Source organism: Methyloversatilis universalis FAM5 (assembly GCF_000214035.2).
In the GTDB taxonomy this organism is placed as follows: domain Bacteria; phylum Pseudomonadota; class Gammaproteobacteria; order Burkholderiales; family Rhodocyclaceae; genus Methyloversatilis; species Methyloversatilis universalis.
Window position 1 is genome coordinate 127,421 of the sequence record NZ_AFHG01000059.1, and the last position, 18,848, is coordinate 146,268.

An 18,848-nucleotide genomic window follows, 5' to 3' on the forward strand; every position below is an offset into this window, starting at 1 on the left:
GAGTGACATGGCTGACAAGGGTCGTACGCTGTTGATTGTCGAGGACGATCCCGCGCTGCAGAAGCAGATGCGCTGGAGCTTCGACGATTACGAAGTGGTGCTGGCGAGCGATCGCGAATCGGCGCTGGCGCAGATCCGGCGTCACGAACCGGCCGTGATCACGATGGACCTCGGTCTGCCGCCGGCCCCCGACGACGTGACCGAAGGCATGGCGCTGCTGGGCGACATCGTTGCGCTCGCGCCGCAGTCCAAGGTGATCGTGCTGACCGGCCAGAACGACCGCGCCAACGCGCTGCGCGCGATCGGCATGGGCGCCTACGATTTCTACGCCAAGCCGTTCGAGCCCGAACTGCTGTCGCTGCTGATCGAGCGCGCCTTCCGGCTGCACGACCTGCAGATGGAGAACGCGCGCCTGGCCAACCAGACCCTGGGGGCCGAGGGGCGCTTCATCACCCGTGACGCCAACATGCTGCGCGTGCTGCGCACCATCGAGAAGGTGTCGGCCACCCGCGCCACCGTGCTGCTGCTGGGCGAGAGCGGCACCGGCAAGGAAGTGCTGGCCAAGACCCTGCACGACCGCTCGGAGCGGGCCGGCGAGCGCTTCGTCGCGATCAACTGCGCCGCCATTCCGGACAACCTGCTGGAAAGCGAACTGTTCGGCTACGAGAAGGGCGCCTTTACCGGGGCCACCAAGCAGACGCCGGGCAAGATCGAGGTAGCCCACAAGGGCACGCTGTTCCTCGACGAGATCGGTGACCTGCCCGGACCGCTGCAGGCCAAGCTGCTGCGCTTCCTGCAGGAGCGGGTGATCGAGCGCCTGGGCGGCCGCGAGGAAATTCCGATCGACGTGCGCGTGGTCTGCGCCACCCACCAGAACCTGCAGAACCTGATCGCAGAAGGCCGTTTCCGCGAGGATCTGTATTACCGGCTGGCCGAGATCGTGGTCACCATTCCGCCGCTGCGCGAGCGCGAGGGCGATGCCGCACTGCTGGCACATTCCTTCGTCAAGCGTTTCGCCAGTGAGCAGGGGCGCAGTTCGATGTCGCTGTCGCGCGAGGCGGTGGCGGCGATCGAGGCGCACAAGTGGCCGGGCAATGTCCGCGAACTCGAGAACTGCATCAAGCGCGCCACCATCATGGCCGACGGCAGCCAGATCATGGTGCCCGACCTCGGCCTGAAGCCGGCCGAGGAGAACGCCGGCTTCTTCAACCTGCGCCAGATCCGCGAAGAGGCCGAGCGCAAGGCGGTGGTCAGCGTGCTCGCGCGCGTGGACGGCAATATGGTCAAGGCCGCCGAACTGCTGGGCGTCAGCCGCCCGACCCTGTACGACCTGATGAACCGTTTCGGCCTGCGCTGAAATCGAACCGGAGTCCTTTCCGCACATGTCCCGTCCCGTCACTTCGCGATTGCTTGCGGCGCTGCTGTGCGCCGTCGCCCTGACTGCCTGCAGCCGCAGCAAATCGCCGGAAGAACTGCTGGGCGACGCCCGTGCCGCCATCGAGCGCAACGACGTCCAGACCGCCGCCATCCAGCTGAAGAACGCGCTGCAGCAGGACGGCAGCAATGCGGCCGCCCGTTTCGAACTGGGCCGCCTGCACCTGCGGGTGGGTGACGCCGCGTCGGCGGTCAAGGAACTCAACCGCGCGGCGGAGCTGAAGCACCCGGAAGTTCAAGTGGCGCCGGCGCTGGCGCGCGCGCTGCTCGAAACCGGCCAGTTCTCCGATGTCGCGTCCCGCTTTGGCGCGGTCCGGCTGGATCAGCCGGCCGCTCAGGCCGAACTGCGGGCCCTGGTCGGGCGCGCCCTGCTCGCGGCGGGCAATGCGGATGGCGCGCTGGCGGCGTTCGACGAGGCGCTGGCCCTGGACGGCGCACAGCCGGATGCGCTGGTCGGCAAGGCCCGCATGCTTGGCATGAACAAGGATTTCAAGGCGGCGCAGGCGCTGCTCGACAAGGTGCTGACCTCGCCGAAGCCGACCGCGGACGCATGGTTCCTGGACGCCGAAATGAAGGCCTTCCAGGGGCAAGGGGCGCAGTCGCTGGCGTCCTACCGGAAGGTGTACGAGATTACGCCTGAGAACGTGCGCGCGCGCTCCATCGTCATTTCCGCGCTGGCGAACGAGGGGCGGATCGAGGAGGCGCGCAAGGAACTGGACGCGCTGCGCAAGGTGGTGCCGCGCTCGCCGGACGCGAACTATCTCGACGGCCTGCTTTTCGTGAAGGAAAAGAAGTACGTCGAGGCACGCGACCGACTGAGCAAGGTGCTCGCGGTGGCGCCCGATTTCGTGCCTGCACTGGGGCTGGCTGCGGCGACCGAGTACGAGCTGCAGTCCTATGCCCTGGCTGAACAGCACGCGGAAAAGGCGCTGTCCCGCGGGGCAGACACCTTGTTCATCCGCAAGCTGCTGATCGGCAGCTATCTGCGCAACGGTCGTACCGACAAGGCGAAGCAGACGCTGGCGCCGCTGCTGAAGGACGGGGAATCCGATCCGGAAATCCAGGCGCTGGTCGGTCAGGTCTATCTGACCGCCGGTGACGCGAAGGCGGCGGAGCGGGCCTTCGCGCTGGCCGCGAAGCAGGCGCCCGACGATCCGGTTGCCCAGACCCGGCTCGGCATCAGCCGGCTGGCTGCCGGCGACCGCAGCGGTGGGGTGCGCGCACTCGAAGGTGCCGTCAATCTGGGCGACAAGGATGCGCGTGCCGATCTCGTGCTGGTGGTGACCCATCTGCGCAATCGCGAGCCCGATCAGGCGCTGTCCGTGATCGACGCGATGGAGCGCAAGCTGCCCAAGGACCCCGCGGTACAGAACCTGCGAGGCACCGCGCTGCTGCTGAAGAGTGATCCCAGAGGCGCCCGCGCCGCTTTCACCCGCGCGGTCGAACTTGAACCGGCCTATTTCCCGGCCGTCGCCAACCTCGCCCGGCTCGACATGCTTGATGGCAAGGTGGAGGACGCTGAAGCGCGCTTCCGCAAGGTGATCGAGAGCAATCCCCGGCACGCCGACGCGCTGCAGGCCCTGGCAGGCCTGAAGGCGCGCAATCGCGCCGGCGTGCCGGAGGCGGTCGCGCTGCTGAACAAGGCGATCGAGGGCAATCCCAAGCTGGCGTCGCCGCGTGCGGCGCTGGTTGACCTCTACATGGCGACCGGTGACGGGCGTGCCGCGCTGAAGGCGGCAACCGATGCCGCCACGGCACTGCCGGAGGACACGCTGGTGCTGCAGGCGCTGGCCATGGCCCAGGGGCAGTCGGGCGATTTCGATGCAGCGATCGCCACCCGCAAGCGCATTGTCGACCGCGAGCCCGGCAGCCTTCCCGCGCTGCTCATGCTGGCGGCAACCCAGATGAGCGGCAAGCGTGAATCGGAGGCGATCCAGACGGTCCGGAAGGCGCTGGTCGTCGAGCCCGAATCGCTGGAGGCGCAGAACATGATGATCGCCATCCACCGCTCGCGCGGTGCGCTGGACGATGCGCTGCGCGTGGCCCGCGACGTGCAGCGCCAGCGTCCGAAGCAGGCGGTCGGTTTCATCATGGAAGGTGAGCTGATGCTGGCCTCGTCCAAGCCGGACGCCGCTGCGCGCAGCTTCCGCGAGGCCTACACCCGCGAGCACAACGGTTCCAACCTGACCCGGCTGCACGCGGCGCTCAGCCGGGCAGGCGCCACCCGCGATGCCCAGGCCCTGGTCGATGCCTGGATGAAGGAACAGCCCAAGGACGTGGTGGTGCCGCTCTATCTCGGCGATGTCGCTCTGGCCCAGAAGAAGCTGGACGAGGCGAAGGGCCATTACCAGACGGTGCTGGCGCGCTCGCCGTCCGAAGTGGCGGCACTGAACAATCTCGCGTGGATTTCTGCGCAGTCGGGCGACCCGAAGGCACGCGAGTATGCCGAGAAGGCGTATTCGATCTCGCCGTCCAACCCTGCGGTGCTGGACACGCTGGGCGCCATCCTGGTCGATGCCGGCGAGGTGGATCGCGGTATCAAGCTGATGCGCGAAGGCGTGACGATCGCACCGCAGTCGAACGACCTCCGGCTGTCGCTGGCCTCCGCGCTGGCGAAAGCCGGCCGCAAGGCCGATGCGCGCAAGGAACTGGAACCCCTGTCCGCACTGGGCAGCAAGTACGAGCGGGCGGCCGAAGTGGCTGCGCTGATGAAAACCCTTTGAACTGACTCCGGATACAAGACCATGACCCAAGTTGCTGTGATCGGCCTCGGCTACGTCGGACTGCCGCTGGCCGTCGAATTCGGAAAGAAGATGCCCACCCTCGGCGTGGACATGTCGGCGGCCAAGGTGGCGGCCTACCGCGAATTCGTCGATCCGACCGGAGAGGTGAGCAGCGAGGACCTGCGGGCCGCCAGCCAGCTGACGGTCACGACCGACGGCGCGGCGCTGAAGGACGCGGATTACATCATCGTCGCGGTGCCCACGCCGGTCGATGACGCACACCAGCCGGATTTCTCGCCGCTGGTCGGTGCCTCGGAAACCTGTGGCAAGTACATGAAGCGCGGCGCGATCGTGGTGTTCGAATCGACCGTCTATCCGGGCGCGACCGAAGAGGTGTGCATTCCGGTGATCGAGAAGTTCTCCGGCCTGAAGTGGAAGCAGGATTTCAATGTCGGCTACTCGCCGGAGCGCATCAACCCGGGCGACAAGGAACGCACGGTCACCAAGATCCTGAAGGTGGTGTCCGGTGATACGCCGGACACGCTGAAGAAGGTGTCCGACCTGTACAAGGCGGTCATCACCGCCGGCGTCTATGAAGCGTCGAGCATCAAGGTGGCTGAAGCGGCCAAGGTGATCGAGAACACGCAGCGCGACCTGAACATCGCCTTCGTGAACGAACTGGCCATCATTTTCAACAAGCTCGGCATCGATACCGAGGAAGTGCTGAAGGCCGCCGGTACCAAGTGGAACTTCCTGCCCTTCCGGCCCGGTCTGGTCGGCGGTCACTGCATCGGCGTGGATCCCTACTACCTGACGCACAAGGCCGACATGCTGGGCTATCACCCGCAAGTCATCCTGGCCGGCCGCCGCATCAACGACGGCATGGGCAAGTACGTGGCCGAACAGACGGTGAAAAAGCTCATCCAGAGCGGCGCTTCGGTGAAGGGTGCCAAGGCGCTGGTGCTCGGCCTCACCTTCAAGGAGAACTGCCCCGACCTGCGCAACTCGCGCGTGATCGACGTGATCCGCGAACTGCAGAGCTATGGCGTCGAGGTGATCGTGCATGACCCGGTGGCCGAATCGGCCGAAGCCGAGCACGAGTACGGCGTGTCGCTGGTCGACTGGGACGCCGTTCCGAAGGTGGATGCCATCGTCGCCGCGGTGTCGCACGCAGAATTCAAGGCGCGTCCGGTCACCGACTATGTCGCCAAGCTGAAGGACGGTGGCGTGCTGGCCGACATCAAGTACCAGTTCGACGTCGATGCGCTGGCGGCGCATGGCGTCAGCGTATGGCGTCTGTGAGATACGCATGACCGTTCCGAGCACCCTTCCGGCGCCGCTGCAGGCTGCGCTGTCCGACCGGCCGCGGCGCTGGCTGGTGACCGGCGCCGCCGGCTTCATCGGTTCCCACCTGGTCGAGGCCCTGCTGCACGCCGGCCAGACCGTGACCGGGCTGGACAATTTCTCGACCGGCCACCGGCGCAATCTCGATGAGGTGATCGCCGGTCTGCCTGACGGGGCCGCGGCACGCTTCACCTTCGTCGAGGGCGACATCCGCGATCCGGCGACCTGTGCCCGGGTGTGTGCCGGCACCGACATCGTGCTGCACCAGGCGGCGCTGGGTTCGGTGCCGCGCTCGATCGCTGATCCGGTCACCTCGCACGATTCCAACGTCAATGGTTTCCTGAACATGCTGGTGGCGGCGCGCGACGCGAAGGTGTCGCGCTTCGTCTATGCCGCCTCCAGTTCAACCTATGGCGATTCGCCGTCGCTGCCCAAGGTCGAGGACGTGATCGGCAAGCCGCTGTCGCCGTACGCGGTGACCAAGTACGTGAACGAGCTGTACGCCGACGTGTTCGGCCGCTGTTACGGCCTGCCCTGTGTCGGCCTGCGCTACTTCAACGTGTTCGGCGCACGCCAGGACCCGGAAGGCGCCTACGCCGCGGTGATTCCGCGCTGGGCGCGCGCGCTGCTGCTGGGTGACACCGTGCAGATCAACGGTGACGGCGAAACCAGCCGCGATTTCTGCTACGTCGACAACGCTGTGCAGGCCAATCTCCTGGCCGGCCTGACCGACAGCGCGGATGCGGTGAACACGGTCTACAACGTCGCGGCCCATCGCCAGACCTCGCTGAATCAATTGTTTGCAGCGATGCGCGACGAACTCGTGAAACGCTTCCCGGACATCGCGGGTGCGCAGGCGCAGTATCGCGAATTCCGGGCCGGCGACGTGCGCCACTCGCTGGCCGACATCTCCCGCGCGCAGACGCGCCTGGGCTACGCGCCCACGCATGATGTGTCGCGCGGGCTTGCGGAAGCGATGAACTGGTATGTGGCGCGTTTCGCGCCGGCCCGTGCCGCCTGATCCTTGATGAAATTCCTGCCGTCCTCCGCCGTCCTGCTGTCCGCCTGCCTGCTCGCGCTGTCCGCGCACGCACTTGAACCCGAGGTGGCGGCGCGTTCGCTGGTGGCCGAGGCGCGGGCGTTCGAGCATGGCGAGGGCGTGCGCCGCGATCCGGCACGCGCAGCCGCGCTGTACTGTCAGGCCGCCAAGCTGGGCGACGCCGACGCGCAGTTCAATCTGGCCTGGATGTACGCCAACGGACGAGGCGTGGACCGCGACGACGCGCTGGCCGCCACCTTCTTCGACCTGGCCGCCCGCCAGGGCCACGAGCAGGCGCAGCGCATGCTGCGCTTCACCGGCGCACCGACCCGCGATCTGCCGCTGTGCATGCAGGACCCGCCGGAGCCCGAGCCGGTCATGATGGCGCAGGCCATCAATCCGGATCTGGAAGCCGCTTTCGGCACCACCGCGGACCGCCGTCGTGTGATCGAAATCGTCCGCGAACTGGCGCCCCAGTTCGACATCGACCCGCATCTGGTGCTGGCGGTGATCGGCACCGAATCCAATTTCAATCCGAAGGCGCGTTCGCCGAAGAACGCGCAGGGGCTGATGCAGCTCATTCCGGAAACCGCCCAGCGCTTCAATGTGCGGGATTCCTACGACCCGGTGCAGAACATCCGCGGCGGCATGGCCTATCTGCGCTGGCTGCTGGCCTACTTTGAAGGTGACGTCGTGCTCGCCACCGCCGGCTACAACGCGGGCGAGGGCGCGGTCGACAGGTACCGTGGCGTGCCGCCCTACCGTGAAACCCGCGAGTACGTGAAGCGCATCCAGACCCTGTTCGGCAAGACCGAACACCGCTACGACCAGACGGTCACCCAGCCTTCGCCGGCGCTGCGTCTCGTGTCCCGTCGTGGCTGATCCGCGCCGGCGCCTGCTGTGTGCGGCGCTGCTGGCGGCGCCGCTGATCGCGCAGGCCGATCTGCCCGACACCATTGCCCGCATCAAGCCGTCTATCGTCATCGTCGGCACAAACATGCGGCTGAGGGCGCCCAATTTCGAACTGAAGGGGACCGGCTTCGCCATCGGCGACGGCACGCTGGTGGCGACCAATGCCCACGTGGCCGGCATACAGCTCGATGCCGACCGTTTCGAAATGCTGGCGGTGGTCGCCAGCGTCGATGGCAAGCAGCAGACGCGCGACGCGCGCATCGTTGCGGTCAGCGTCGAGCACGACCTGGCCATCCTGCGCATCCAGGGGGCGCCGCTGCCGGCGCTGCCGCTGGGCGATTCGGGCCGGGTGCGCGAAGGGCAGGCCGTGGCCTTCACCGGTTTTCCGATCGGCAGCGTGCTCGGCTTCATTCCGGTCACCCATCGCGGCATCGTGTCGGCCCTGACGCCCATCGTGATTCCGGTGGACAACATCGCCCACCTCAGCACACCGAACCGCACCCGGCTTGCCCGCGGCAGCCTGACCGTGTTCCAGCTCGATGCCACCGCCTATCCGGGCAACAGCGGCAGCCCGCTGTTCGATCCGGATTCCGGCGAGGTGATCGGCATCCTGAACATGGTGCTGGTGAAGGCCGGCAAGGAAAGCGTGCTGGCCCAGCCCAGCGCCATCAGCTACGCGATACCGGGCGTCCATCTGACGGCGCTGCTGGCCACCGTCCGCTGACCATCGCCTTTCGCTGGCAGGCAGTTCCGGGGCCGCTGGTATAATCTCGTCCCAACAGGTGCTTCGCGCCTACTCCACGTCTGCTGCCCGCCCCACATGTCCCTGTTCGCGCTCGGTCTCAACCACCACACCGCCCCGCTGGCGGTGCGCGAGCGCATGACCTTCCTGCCGGAATCGCTGCCAGACGCGCTGGGCGAACTGACCCGTGCGCGTCCGGTGCAGGAGGCAGCCATCCTGTCCACCTGCAACCGTACCGAGCTGTACTGCGCGACCAACGACCCGGACAGCGCGCTGGACTGGATGGCCCAGTACCACCGCATCGGCGCGCAGGAACTTGCCCCCTACATCTACCGGCTGGAACACCAGCAGGCGGTGCGCCACGTGTTCCGCGTGGCCAGCGGGCTGGATTCCATGGTGCTGGGCGAACCGCAGATCCTCGGTCAGATGAAGCAGGCGGTGCGCCTGGCAGAAGGTGCGGGCACGCTGGGTGCGCTGCTGCACACGCTGTTCCAGCGCAGCTTCGCGGTGGCGAAAGAGGTGCGCTCCACCACCGCGATCGGCGCCAACATCGTGTCGATGGCCGCAGCCGCGGTGCATCTGTCCGAACGCATCTTCGGCAGCCTGTCCGGCCAGCGCGTGCTCTGCGTGGGCGCCGGCGAAATGATGGAGCTCTGTGCGGCGCATTTCGCAGGCTGTACGCCGCGCGAAATGGTGATCGCCAACCGCACGCTGGACCGCGCCCAGGCGCTGGCCAGCCGCTTCGAGCGCAGCGATCTCAAGGTCGGCGCCATCCGGCTGGACGAGCTGGGCGAACGGCTGGCCGAGTTCGACATCGTGCTGTCCTGTACCGCCAGCCCGCTGCCCATCATCGGCCTCGGCATGGTCGAGCGGGCGCTCAAGCAGCGCCGCCACCGCCCCATTGTCATGGTCGATCTCGCGGTGCCGCGCGACATCGAGGGCGAGGTGGACAAGCTGGGCGACGTCTTTCTCTACACGGTCGATGATCTGGCGCAGATCGTCGATTCCGGTCTGGAAGCCCGGCAGGCGGCGGTGGTCGAGGCGCAGGCCATCATCGATGCGCGGGTGGCCAACTTCCTTCAGTGGGTGCAGGCGCGCGAGGCGGTGCCGGCCATCCGCGCGCTGCGCGGTCACGCCGAGGACATGCGCGCGGCCGAGCTGGATCGCGCGCTGCGCGCCATCGCCCGCGGCGAATCGCCGGAGCGGGTGCTCGACACGCTGTCGCGCAACCTCACCAACAAGCTGCTGCACGGCCCCACCCGCATGCTGAACGAGGCGCCGCCGCAGGCGCGCGAACAGATCGAAGGCCTGGTCAAGCGCCTGTTCCCGCAGCACGGCGGCGACGCCTAGCGCCGTCGTCACGGTGTCGGGCTGCGACCCTTCGCCGTTCCACGCCTTTCTCCCGTTCCGCCCACATGAAGCCGCGCATCGCCGAAAAACTCGAACAGCTGTCGACCCGTCTGGCCGACCTCGACGCCGCGCTGGCCGACCCGGGCGTGACTGCCGACATCGACCACTACCGCAAGCTCACCCGCGAACACGCCGAGCTGACCCCGGTCATCGCGCTCTACCAGGCCTGGTGCAGGGCGCGTGACGATGGCGAGGCCGCCCGCGAGCTGCTGGCCGATCCGGACATGAAGGAACTGGCCCAGGGTGAGATCGAACAGTCGGCCGCCGACATGGAACGGCTGGAAGGCGAACTGCAGCGCGCGCTGCTGCCGAAGGATCCGGACGACGGCCGCAACGTGTTCCTGGAAATCCGCGCCGGTACCGGCGGCGACGAATCGGCGCTGTTCGCCGCCGACCTGTTCCGCATGTATTCGCGCTATGCCGAACGCAATCGCTGGAAGGTCGAGGTGGTGTCGGCGAGCGAATCCGACCTCGGCGGCTACCGCGAAATCATCGCCCGCGTCAGCGGCGACGGCGTCTATCAGCGCCTCAAGTTCGAATCCGGCGGCCACCGCGTGCAGCGGGTGCCGGTGACCGAAACCCAGGGCCGCATCCACACCTCGGCCTGTACCGTCGCGGTGATGGCCGAGGTGGACGAGGTGGGCGAGATCGACATCAATCCGGCCGATCTGCGCATCGACACCTTCCGCGCGTCGGGCGCCGGCGGGCAGCACATCAACAAGACCGATTCGGCGGTGCGCATCACGCACATCCCGACCGGCATCGTGGTCGAGTGTCAGGACGACCGCAGCCAGCACCGCAACAAGGCGCAGGCAATGTCGGTGCTGGCGGCACGCATCCGCGACGCCCAGGTGCGCGCGCGCGACAGCCAGATCGCGTCCACCCGCAGAAGTCTGGTCGGCAGCGGCGACCGTTCGGAGCGCATCCGCACCTACAACTTCCCGCAGGGCCGGATGACCGACCACCGCATCAATCTGACGCTGTACAAGCTGGACGCGATCATGGACGGCGATCTGAGCGAACTGATGGACGCGCTGGCGCACGAGCACCAGGCCGAACAGCTCGCGCAACTGGCGGAGGAGGGCGCCTGAGCGGCGCCCGCGCATGACGCTGGACGACTGGCTGCGCGAGGCGCGCGCGCGCATCGACAGCCGCGACGCGCAGGTGCTGGCGGCGCACGCGCTGGGCTGCGACCGCGCCGGTCTGATCGCGCGCGGGCTCGATCCGCTGGCCGATCCCGCCCGTGCCACCCTCGACCGTCTGCTCGAGCGACGCGCGGCCGGCGAACCGGTGGCCTATCTGGTCGGCCGGCGCGAATTCTTCGGGCTGGACATCGCGGTCGGCCCCGGCGTGCTGATTCCGCGGCCGGACACCGAAGTGCTGGTCGAGCGGGCGCTGGAATGCATCGCCGCTCTGCCGGCGCCCCGGGTGCTCGATGCCGGCACCGGCTCCGGCGCGATCGCGCTGGCGATCAAGGCGCAGTGCCCCCGCGGCCGCGTGCAGGCGCTGGATCGCTCCGAGGCGGCGCTGGCCATCGCCCGTGACAACGGCCGGCGGCTGGGGCTTGAAGTCGGCTGGATCGCCTCCAACTGGCTGGAAGCCGTTGCCGGTGAAGAATTTGACTGCATCGTGTCGAATCCGCCCTACATCCGCACCGGCGACCCGCATCTGGCCCAGGGCGATTTGCGCTTCGAACCGCCATCGGCGCTGGCCAGCGGCGAGGACGGGCTGGACGACCTGCGCATCCTGTGCCGGCAGGCGCCGCCCCGGCTGGCCGAGGGCGGATGGCTGCTGTGCGAGCACGGTTACGACCAGGCGCCCGCGGTGCGCGCACTGATGCGTTGTGCGGGACTTGCCGATGTCGCGTCATGGCGCGATATTGCAGGGATCGAACGGGTCAGCGGCGGCCGCCGGCGCGGCGGCGACTGAACAGCTTTACCCCCGGCGGCGTGGTGCCGACGGCTTTTTCAATACGGGCAATACCGACTTCTCAAAGGAAACGAAGATGAGCGTGCAGGATCGCATCAAGGAAACCGTCACCAGCAACCCGGTCGTGCTCTACATGAAGGGCACGCCGCAGTTCCCGCAGTGCGGTTTCTCGTCCACCGCGGTGCAGATCCTTAAGCACCTCGGCGTGCAGAACCTGCACACCGTGAACGTGCTGGAAGACGCGGAAATCCGCCAGGGTATCAAGGAATATGCCAACTGGCCGACCATTCCGCAGCTCTACATCCGCGGCGAATTCATCGGCGGCTGCGACATCATGAAAGAGATGTTCCAGTCAGGCGAGCTGAAGAAGGAACTGGAAGGCCTCTGATCGGCGTCTGCCCGGCCCCGGGCGGATCGCATCAGTCGGTGACCGGCAGCCCCTGCGGGTTGCCGGCCCACACCCATTCCAGCAGTGCATCCAGCACCGGCTGCGCGCGTTTGGCATTCGGGTGGTTCAGCCACGCAACCAGCAGCACCCGCTTGCCGTTGCGGTCCAGCAGGTAGCCGGCGATCGAGCGGGTGTCCGCCAGCGAGCCAGTCTTCAGATGGGCCTGACCGGCCAGCGGCGACGTTTTCTGCCGCCGGCGCAGCGTGCCGTCCACTGCATACACCGGCAGTGAGGACATGAATTCCGGCATGACCGGGCTGGCCCAGGCATGTCGCAGCACGGTGGCCAGATCAGCGGCGGACAGGCGCTCCGCGCGTGACAGGCCGGAGCCGTTGTCCATCACCAGGCTGTTCAGCGTCAGCCCGCGCCGCGTCGCCCAGGCACGGAGGCCGGCCTGCGCCGCCGCGGTATCGGCGGGCGCGCCCGCGGGCGCCAGCGTCAGGAAGAGCTGGCGCGCCATCACGTTGTTGCTGTACTTGTTGATGTCGCGCACCACCTCGGCCAGCGGCGGCGAATCGATGCCGCCGAGCGTCAGTGCCTCCGGCGGCACCACGCCATCGCGGATGCGCCCGGCGAGGCGTCCGCCCAGCTCGGCCCACATGGCCCGCAGCGCGCGGGCGAAAAATTCGCCGTGCGGCAGCGGCGCCACATTCCAGATGCGTTCGCCGCAGTCGCGCGCGTAGCGCCCGCCGATCTGCAGCGTCAGCCGGCCGTCGCCCGCCGGCTGCACGGTCGCCGTCAGCGTGTCCTTCCAGTCGCCGCATTCGCCCGCCACCAGCTGCACCCGGTTGTCGATCTGCACGCCCTCCAGCGGCGGCTCGGCCCACAGTGCCGGGCTGCCGCCCTCCACCGGCTGCAGCCGGATGCGCAGCGCGTTGTGCGCGAACAGCAGCGCGTCCGGACCGACGTTGTAAGGCGCCATCGGTTCGTTGTCGAAGGCGCCCGGATCGTAGGACGCGGTGGCGTAGCGGCTGCGGTCGGTGACCACGTCGCCGCGGATGTCGCGCACGCCCCGGCTGCGCAGTTCGCGCAGCAGCAGCCAGAGCTGTTCCATGCCCAGTGCCGGGTCGCCGCTGCCGCGGATGTAGAGCGGGCCGTCGAGCACGCCATCGCGCGGCGGCTTCGTGACCAGCAGCTCGGTGCGCCAGCTGAAAGCCGGCCCCAGCGTGTCGAGCGCGGCGTAGGTGGTGACCAGCTTCATCACCGACGCCGGATTCATCGCCAGTTTCGCCTGGTGACTGATGCGGGCCGGCCCGCCCTCGACCGGCTGTACCACCACCGACACCGCCGACGGCGGGATTTCAGCGGCTTTCAGCGCCTGCAGCACCGGCGCCGGCAGCACTGCCTGCGCGGCGGCCGACAGCAGGGCCAGCGTCGCCGTGAGCAGCAGGTGCATCGGCAGCAGGCGCATCGGCATCAGGCGATGCGCGACAGGTGGCGGCGCACCGAAGCGCTGGCGCCCAGCCAGCCGAGCAGCGCGCACAGCGCCAGCAGCACCACCCAGTCGAGCGCGGCCAGCGGGCGCAGCACGAACTCAAGGCTGTAGAGGCCGGCCAGCTCGCCCATGGGCTGGGCCAGCATGCGGGTGGCGACCAGCGCAAGCAGGCCGGCCAGCACGCCGCCGAGCAGGCCCTGCAGCGCACCGAACCAGTGGAAGGGCCGGCGTATCCAGGCGTCGGTGGCGCCGAGCAGGCGGCTCACCTCGATCTCGTCGCGCTGGGTCAGCAGCTGCAGCCGTATCGTGTTGAAGGTGACCGCGACCAGTCCGAGGCCGAGTACGCCGGCCAGCATGGTGAGCGCCTGCCGGCCGAGCGCGATCAGGGCGTCCAGCCGCTTGGCCCAGTCGGAATCGAGCTGCACGTGCTCGACTTCGGGCAGCTTCGAGAGCTCGCTGCGCAGCGCTTCGAGTCGCTGTGCGTCGGCGTCCTTCAGCCGCACGACGAAGGCGTCGGCGAACGGGTTTTCCGGCAGCGCGTCGAGGATTTCCGACAGTCCTTCGTTGTCGCGGAAGCGTTTCAGCGCGGTGTCACGCGAAATGAGTTCGACCCGGCCGTCCTTCGCCAGCAGCGCGCGTATCTTCTTTTCGGTGTCCTTCACCGTGTCGGCGCTCGCGGCCGGCTGCATGAACACCGAAATTTCCGGCGCCGCGCTGACCGTGCCGGCCAGCCGCTGCAGATTGCCCAAGAGCATGTAGCCGGTGGCCGGCAGGGCGGCGGCGATGCCTACCACCAGCGCAGCCAGCAGCGTGTTGAAAGGCTGGCGCAGCATCTGCCGGGCGGCGCGCAGGCCTGCGCGCATCTGAAGACGCAGCCAGTTCATTGCAGCGTCCCGTGGGCCAGCGACAACCGGCGCGGCGCGTAGCGCTCGAACAGTCCGCCGTCGTGGGTGGTGAGCAGCACGGTCACGCCGGCTTCGTTGAACGAACGGAACAGGTCGGCGATGTCGCGCGCGTAGGCGTCGTCGAGGTGGGCGGTCGGTTCGTCGGCGAGCAGGATCTGCGGCCGGTTCACGATGGCGCGGGCGATGGTGAGGCGCTGCTGTTCGCCGCCGGACAGTTCGACCGGCATCGCCTTCTCACGGCCGGCGAGGCCGACCCGCTCCAGCGCGGCGCTGACCCGCTTTGCCGCCTCGCGCGGCGGATGGCTGCTGATGGACAGCGGCAGCATCACGTTGTCGAAGGCGCTGCGGTCGAACAGCAGGCGCTGGTCCTGCATGATGAGCCCGATCGAGCGGCGCCAATAGGGCAGGGCGGCGCGCTTGAGCGCCGACACGTTTTCGCCGCCGACCAGCACCCGGCCTTCGGTCGGGCGCTCCAGCACCGCCAGCAGCTTGAGCAGCGTGCTCTTGCCGGCGCCGGAGTGGCCGGTCACCACCACCATTTCGCCGCGCGCGATGTCGATATCGACGCGCTCGAGTGCGGTGTGGCCGCCGGGATAACGCTTGGTGACCTGTTCGAAGCGGATCATGCGCCGCTCAGCCCGCCTGCGGGCTGTCGAACAGCGCGTCGACGAACTCGGCGGCGCGGAAGGGCTGCAGATCGTCCACGCCCTCGCCGACGCCGATGTAGCGCAGCGCGATCGGACGCGACGGCGCGTGCTGCTTGGCGATGGCGGCGATGACGCCACCGCGCGCGGTGCCGTCCAGCTTGGTCATGACCAGGCCGGTCACGCCGATGGCGGCGTCGAAGGCCTTCACCTGGGCCAGCGCGTTCTGGCCGATGTTGCCGTCCAGCACCAGCAGCACTTCGTGCGGCCCGGTCGGGTCGGCCTTGGCGATCACCCGCTTCACCTTGGCGATCTCGTCCATCAGGTGCAGCTGTGTGGGCAGCCGGCCGGCCGTGTCGGCCAGCACCACGTCTATATTGCGGGCACGGGCGGCGTTGACCGCGTCGAACACCACCGCGGCCGGATCGCCCGAATCCTGCGCGATCACCGCTACGTTGTTGCGGGCGCCCCAGGTTTCCAGCTGTTCGCGCGCGGCGGCGCGGAAGGTGTCGCCGGCGGCCAGCAGCACGCTCTTGCCCTGGGCCTGGAAATGTTTGGCCAGCTTGCCGATCGAGGTGGTCTTACCGGCGCCATTGACGCCCGCGATCATGATGATGAAGGGCTTGTGCGCATCGAGATCGAGCGGCCTTTCCAGCGGCGCAATCAGCTTCGTCAGCGCTTCCTTCAGCACATCGCGCAGTCGGGCCGGATCCTCGATCCGCTCGCGGCGCACCCGCTCGCGCAGCACGTCCAGCAGGTGGGTGGTGGCATCGAGGCCGACGTCGGAGGTGATGAGCAGGGTTTCCAGCTCTTCCAGCAGTTCGTCGTCGACCCTGGTGCGCGAGAACAGTGCGCTGAGCTGGCCGCCGATCTGCGCCCGGGTCTTGGACAGCCCGGCACGCAGTCGCTGAGCCCAGGACATTTTCGGTGCGGCCGCCTCCGGCGCGCTATCCTGCGCGGCCGGCGCGGCGGGTACAGCCTCTGCGGCCTCGGTGGCAGCGGGCTTGTCCTTCTTGAAGAAACCAAACATGTGGGAAGGCGGTCTGTGGAGCACCGTACGGCTTGCCGCACGGCTGGAAAATTCAGGCGCGATCAAGGATTTGGCCTTGATCGCGAACTTTGGCGGAGAGTGTATCAGATGGAATTGCGCCGTTTTTCCCGTGGCTTCGCGCTGTGCAGCGCGCTGGCCGCACTGCTGGCTCCGATTTCGCCGGCACGCGCGAACCCCTACGAAACCCGGCTCGACAACGGTCTGCATGTGATCGTGAAGGAAGATCACCGGGCCCCGGTGGCCATGCACATGGTGTGGTACCGGGTTGGCGCGATCGATGAGCATGACGGCACGACCGGCATCGCCCACCTGCTCGAACACATGATGTTCAAGGGCACGAAAACCCTGAAGCCGGGCGAGTTCAACGAGATCGTCGCCCGTGCGGGCGGCAACGACAACGCCTTCACCAGCCACGACTACACCGCCTATTTCCAGCGGGTACCGGCTGCCGCGCTGCCGAAAATGATCGAGCTGGAAGCCGACCGCATGCGCAATCTGGTGATTTCGGATGACGAATTCGCGCGCGAACTGAAGGTGGTCATGGAAGAGCGCCGGCTGCGCACTGACGACCAGCCGCAGTCCCAGTTGCACGAACAGCTGATGGCCACCGCCTTCATCGCCCATCCCTATCGCCGGCCGGTGATCGGCTGGATGAATGATCTCGAGAACATGCGCCCGGATGACGCGCGTGACTGGTACCGCCGCTGGTACGCGCCGAACAACGCCTATGTGGTGGTGGTCGGCGACGTGGATCACAAGAAGGTGTTCGAACAGGTGAAGAAGGCCTACGGTCACATGAAGCCGGTTCAGCTGCCGGTGCGCAAGATGACCGCCGAACCGGTGCAGACCGGCGAGCGGCGCATCACCGTGAAGGCGCCGGCCGAACTGCCCCAGCTGGCCATGACCTGGAAGGTGCCCAAGCTGGTCGATGTGTCGAACGACCGGGAGCCCTACGCGCTTGAAGTGCTGGCCGGCATCCTGGACGGCCACGCGGCATCCCGTCTGCCGAAGGCGCTGGTCCGCGGCAGCCAGGTGGCGGTCGAAGTGGGGGCCTATTACGACGCCACCGCGCGCGGCGAAACCACCTTCATGCTCGGCGGCACGCCAGCCAAGGGTCACAGCGTGGCCGAACTGGAAGCTGCACTGCGCGCCGAGGTGAAGCGCATCGCGGACGAAGGCGTGTCCGAGGCCGAACTGGAGCGGATCAAGACGCTCACCGTCGCCGCCCAGGTCTACAAGCTCGATTCCACCTATGTGCAGGCGATGGAAATCGGCCGCATGGAGGCCTCCGGCTACCGCTGGCAGGACGCCGATCTGATGCTAGAAAAGCTGAAATCGGTGACCGCGGCCGAAGTGCAGGCGGTGGCCCGCAAGTATTTCGGCAGTGACACGCTGACCGTGGCGGTGCTCGATCCGCAGCCGCTTGATCCGAATGCCAAGCCGCGCGCCAAGCCGGCCGGCCTGCGCCACTGATGCGTTTCCGCAACGATCTTCTTCTGGTGAATCCGATGAACCGATTCTTCCGACATCTGCTGCTGCAGGCCGCCGCGCTGTTCGCGCTGTCCGTTCCGGCGTGGGCGAACGTGAACATCCAGCACTGGGTGGCCGCCAATGGCGCCCGGGTGTATTTCGTCGAAAGCCATGTGCTGCCCATCATCGACCTGCAGGTCGATTTCGATGCCGGCGCTGCGCGCGACCCGGCCGGCCGCAGCGGTCTGGCCGGCATGACCCAGGGCATGCTGGATGCCGCTGCCGGCGGTCTGGATGAAGACGCGCTGGCCGAGAAATTCAGCGATCTGGGCGCCCGCCTGTCCGGCGTGGCCGACAACGACCGCGCCGGCCTGTCGCTGCGGACGCTGTCCAGCGCCCGCGAGCGCGACGGCGCGCTGGCGCTGCTGCGCACCGTGCTCACCCGGCCGGAATTCCCGGCCGCCGTGCTGGAGCGCGAGAAGGCGCGCGCCATCGCCAGCCTGCGTGAAGCCGATACCAAGCCGGACCAGATCGGCAGCAAGGCCTTCGCCCGTGCGCTGTACGGGGACCATCCGTACGGCCGCAGCGCCACCGTCGAATCGGTGGCCGCGATCACCCGCGACGACCTGCTTGCTCACTACCGTCGCCATTACGTGGCGTCGCGGGCAGTGGTGTCCATCGTCGGTGACGTGACCCGCCAACAGGCCGAAGCCATCGCGCTGCAGCTGACCGGCGACCTGCCGGCGGGCGAGCCGCTGGCGCCGATTCCGGCGGTCACCATGCCGAAGGCGGTGACCGAGCGCATCGCGCATCCGGCCAACCAGAGCCACATCTTCGTCGGCGAGCCGGTGACCCGCCGCGGTGACCCGGATTTCTTCCCGCTGCAGGTCGGCAACTACATCCTCGGCGGCGGCGGTTTCGTGTCGCGGCTGACCAAGGAAGTGCGCGAGAAGCGTGGCTATGCCTACAGCGTGTACAGCTATTTCAACCCGCAGCGCGAGCCCGGGCCGTTCCAGATCGGTCTGCAGACCCAGCGCGCGCAGGCGGCCGATGCGCTCAAGGTGGTCGACGAAACGCTGGCGAAATTCATCGCCGACGGTCCGACCGACGACGAACTGAAGGCGGCCAAGCGCAATCTGGTCGATGGCTATTCGCTGCGTCTCGACAGCAACCGCAAGCTGCTGGAAAGCCTGGCGGTGATCGGCTTCTACGGCCTGCCGCTGGACTGGCTCAGCAAGTTTCCGGAGCGGGTCGAGGCGGTGACCGCCGCCCAGGTGAAGGACGCTTTCCGCCGCCGGCTGTCCGCCGACCACATGGTGCGGGTGATCGTCGCCGGCGACTGAGCGGTTGCCGGCCGGGCGG

The 18,848-nt window shown here is 67.9% G+C and carries 16 protein-coding genes; 12 read left to right on the plus strand and 4 right to left on the minus strand.

Annotated features, from left to right (window positions below; genetic code table 11):
• Positions 1-7: 7 nt before the first annotated feature.
• From prsR to grxD, 10 genes are all read left to right on the plus strand, one after another.
• Complete coding sequence (gene prsR / locus METUNV1_RS18490) at positions 8-1,357, plus strand: PEP-CTERM-box response regulator transcription factor (RefSeq protein ID WP_008064386.1); 1,350 nt, start codon at positions 8-10, stop codon at positions 1,355-1,357.
• A gap of 25 nt (positions 1,358-1,382) precedes the next feature.
• Positions 1,383-4,157 carry an XrtA/PEP-CTERM system TPR-repeat protein PrsT gene (gene prsT / locus METUNV1_RS18495; protein WP_081471390.1) on the plus strand — a complete coding sequence of 925 codons (2,775 nt, stop codon included), beginning with the start codon at positions 1,383-1,385 and terminating at the stop codon, positions 4,155-4,157.
• 21 nt (positions 4,158-4,178) lie between these two features.
• Positions 4,179-5,459, plus strand: coding sequence for a nucleotide sugar dehydrogenase (locus tag METUNV1_RS18500; protein WP_008064388.1), 1,281 nt, complete (start codon positions 4,179-4,181; stop codon positions 5,457-5,459).
• A 7-nt stretch (positions 5,460-5,466) separates the two neighbouring features.
• Positions 5,467-6,522 (plus strand): SDR family oxidoreductase, encoded by a 1,056-nt coding sequence (locus tag METUNV1_RS18505; protein ID WP_008064389.1) that lies wholly within the window; start codon positions 5,467-5,469, stop codon positions 6,520-6,522.
• 6 nt (positions 6,523-6,528) lie between these two features.
• Complete coding sequence (locus METUNV1_RS18510) at positions 6,529-7,422, plus strand: lytic transglycosylase domain-containing protein (protein WP_008064391.1); 894 nt, start codon at positions 6,529-6,531, stop codon at positions 7,420-7,422.
• Positions 7,415-8,176: a S1 family peptidase gene (locus METUNV1_RS18515; protein WP_008064392.1), complete on the plus strand. Its 762-nt coding sequence runs from the start codon at positions 7,415-7,417 to the stop codon at positions 8,174-8,176. Before METUNV1_RS18510 ends, METUNV1_RS18515 begins: the two co-directional genes overlap by 8 nt.
• Positions 8,177-8,272: 96 nt before the next feature.
• Positions 8,273-9,544 carry a glutamyl-tRNA reductase gene (gene hemA, locus METUNV1_RS18520; protein ID WP_008064394.1) on the plus strand — a complete coding sequence of 424 codons (1,272 nt, stop codon included), beginning with the start codon at positions 8,273-8,275 and terminating at the stop codon, positions 9,542-9,544.
• Positions 9,545-9,609: 65 nt separating this feature from the next.
• On the plus strand, positions 9,610-10,695 hold the full coding sequence (gene prfA, locus METUNV1_RS18525) for a peptide chain release factor 1 (RefSeq protein ID WP_008064395.1): 1,086 nt from the start codon (positions 9,610-9,612) through the stop codon (positions 10,693-10,695).
• A gap of 13 nt (positions 10,696-10,708) precedes the next feature.
• Positions 10,709-11,533, plus strand: a complete 825-nt coding sequence (gene prmC, locus METUNV1_RS18530; RefSeq protein ID WP_008064397.1) for a peptide chain release factor N(5)-glutamine methyltransferase — start codon at positions 10,709-10,711, stop codon at positions 11,531-11,533.
• Positions 11,534-11,609: 76 nt separating this feature from the next.
• Entirely contained in the window at positions 11,610-11,921 is a 312-nt protein-coding gene (grxD, locus tag METUNV1_RS18535; RefSeq protein ID WP_008064399.1) for a Grx4 family monothiol glutaredoxin, read from the plus strand.
• Positions 11,922-11,952: 31 nt separating this feature from the next.
• Here grxD and dacB read toward each other — a convergent pair whose 3' ends face one another.
• From dacB to ftsY, 4 genes are read right to left on the minus strand one after another with little or no spacing between them, the layout of a single operon-like run.
• Positions 11,953-13,398 carry a D-alanyl-D-alanine carboxypeptidase/D-alanyl-D-alanine endopeptidase gene (gene dacB / locus METUNV1_RS18540; protein WP_008064409.1) on the minus strand — a complete coding sequence of 482 codons (1,446 nt, stop codon included), beginning with the start codon at positions 13,396-13,398 and terminating at the stop codon, positions 11,953-11,955.
• Positions 13,398-14,300: a permease-like cell division protein FtsX gene (gene ftsX, locus METUNV1_RS18545; RefSeq protein ID WP_008064423.1), complete on the minus strand. Its 903-nt coding sequence runs from the start codon at positions 14,298-14,300 to the stop codon at positions 13,398-13,400. Before ftsX ends, dacB begins: the two co-directional genes overlap by 1 nt.
• Positions 14,297-14,947: a cell division ATP-binding protein FtsE gene (locus METUNV1_RS18550; protein ID WP_008064426.1), complete on the minus strand. Its 651-nt coding sequence runs from the start codon at positions 14,945-14,947 to the stop codon at positions 14,297-14,299. The genes ftsX and METUNV1_RS18550 overlap by 4 nt, the downstream gene beginning before the upstream one ends.
• 7 nt (positions 14,948-14,954) lie before the next feature.
• The gene (gene ftsY / locus METUNV1_RS18555; protein ID WP_008064427.1) at positions 14,955-15,995 is read right to left on the minus strand and encodes a signal recognition particle-docking protein FtsY; all 1,041 of its coding nucleotides are present in this window, start codon (positions 15,993-15,995) and stop codon (positions 14,955-14,957) included.
• Between the two features lie 108 nt (positions 15,996-16,103).
• On the opposite strand from ftsY, the gene METUNV1_RS18560 reads away from it, so the two are divergent.
• Together METUNV1_RS18560 and METUNV1_RS18565 are read left to right on the plus strand one after the other, a co-directional pair.
• Positions 16,104-17,489: a M16 family metallopeptidase gene (locus METUNV1_RS18560; protein WP_008064429.1), complete on the plus strand. Its 1,386-nt coding sequence runs from the start codon at positions 16,104-16,106 to the stop codon at positions 17,487-17,489.
• Positions 17,489-18,829: a M16 family metallopeptidase gene (locus METUNV1_RS18565; protein ID WP_008064431.1), complete on the plus strand. Its 1,341-nt coding sequence runs from the start codon at positions 17,489-17,491 to the stop codon at positions 18,827-18,829. The genes METUNV1_RS18560 and METUNV1_RS18565 overlap by 1 nt, the downstream gene beginning before the upstream one ends.
• Positions 18,830-18,848: the final 19 nt, after the last annotated feature.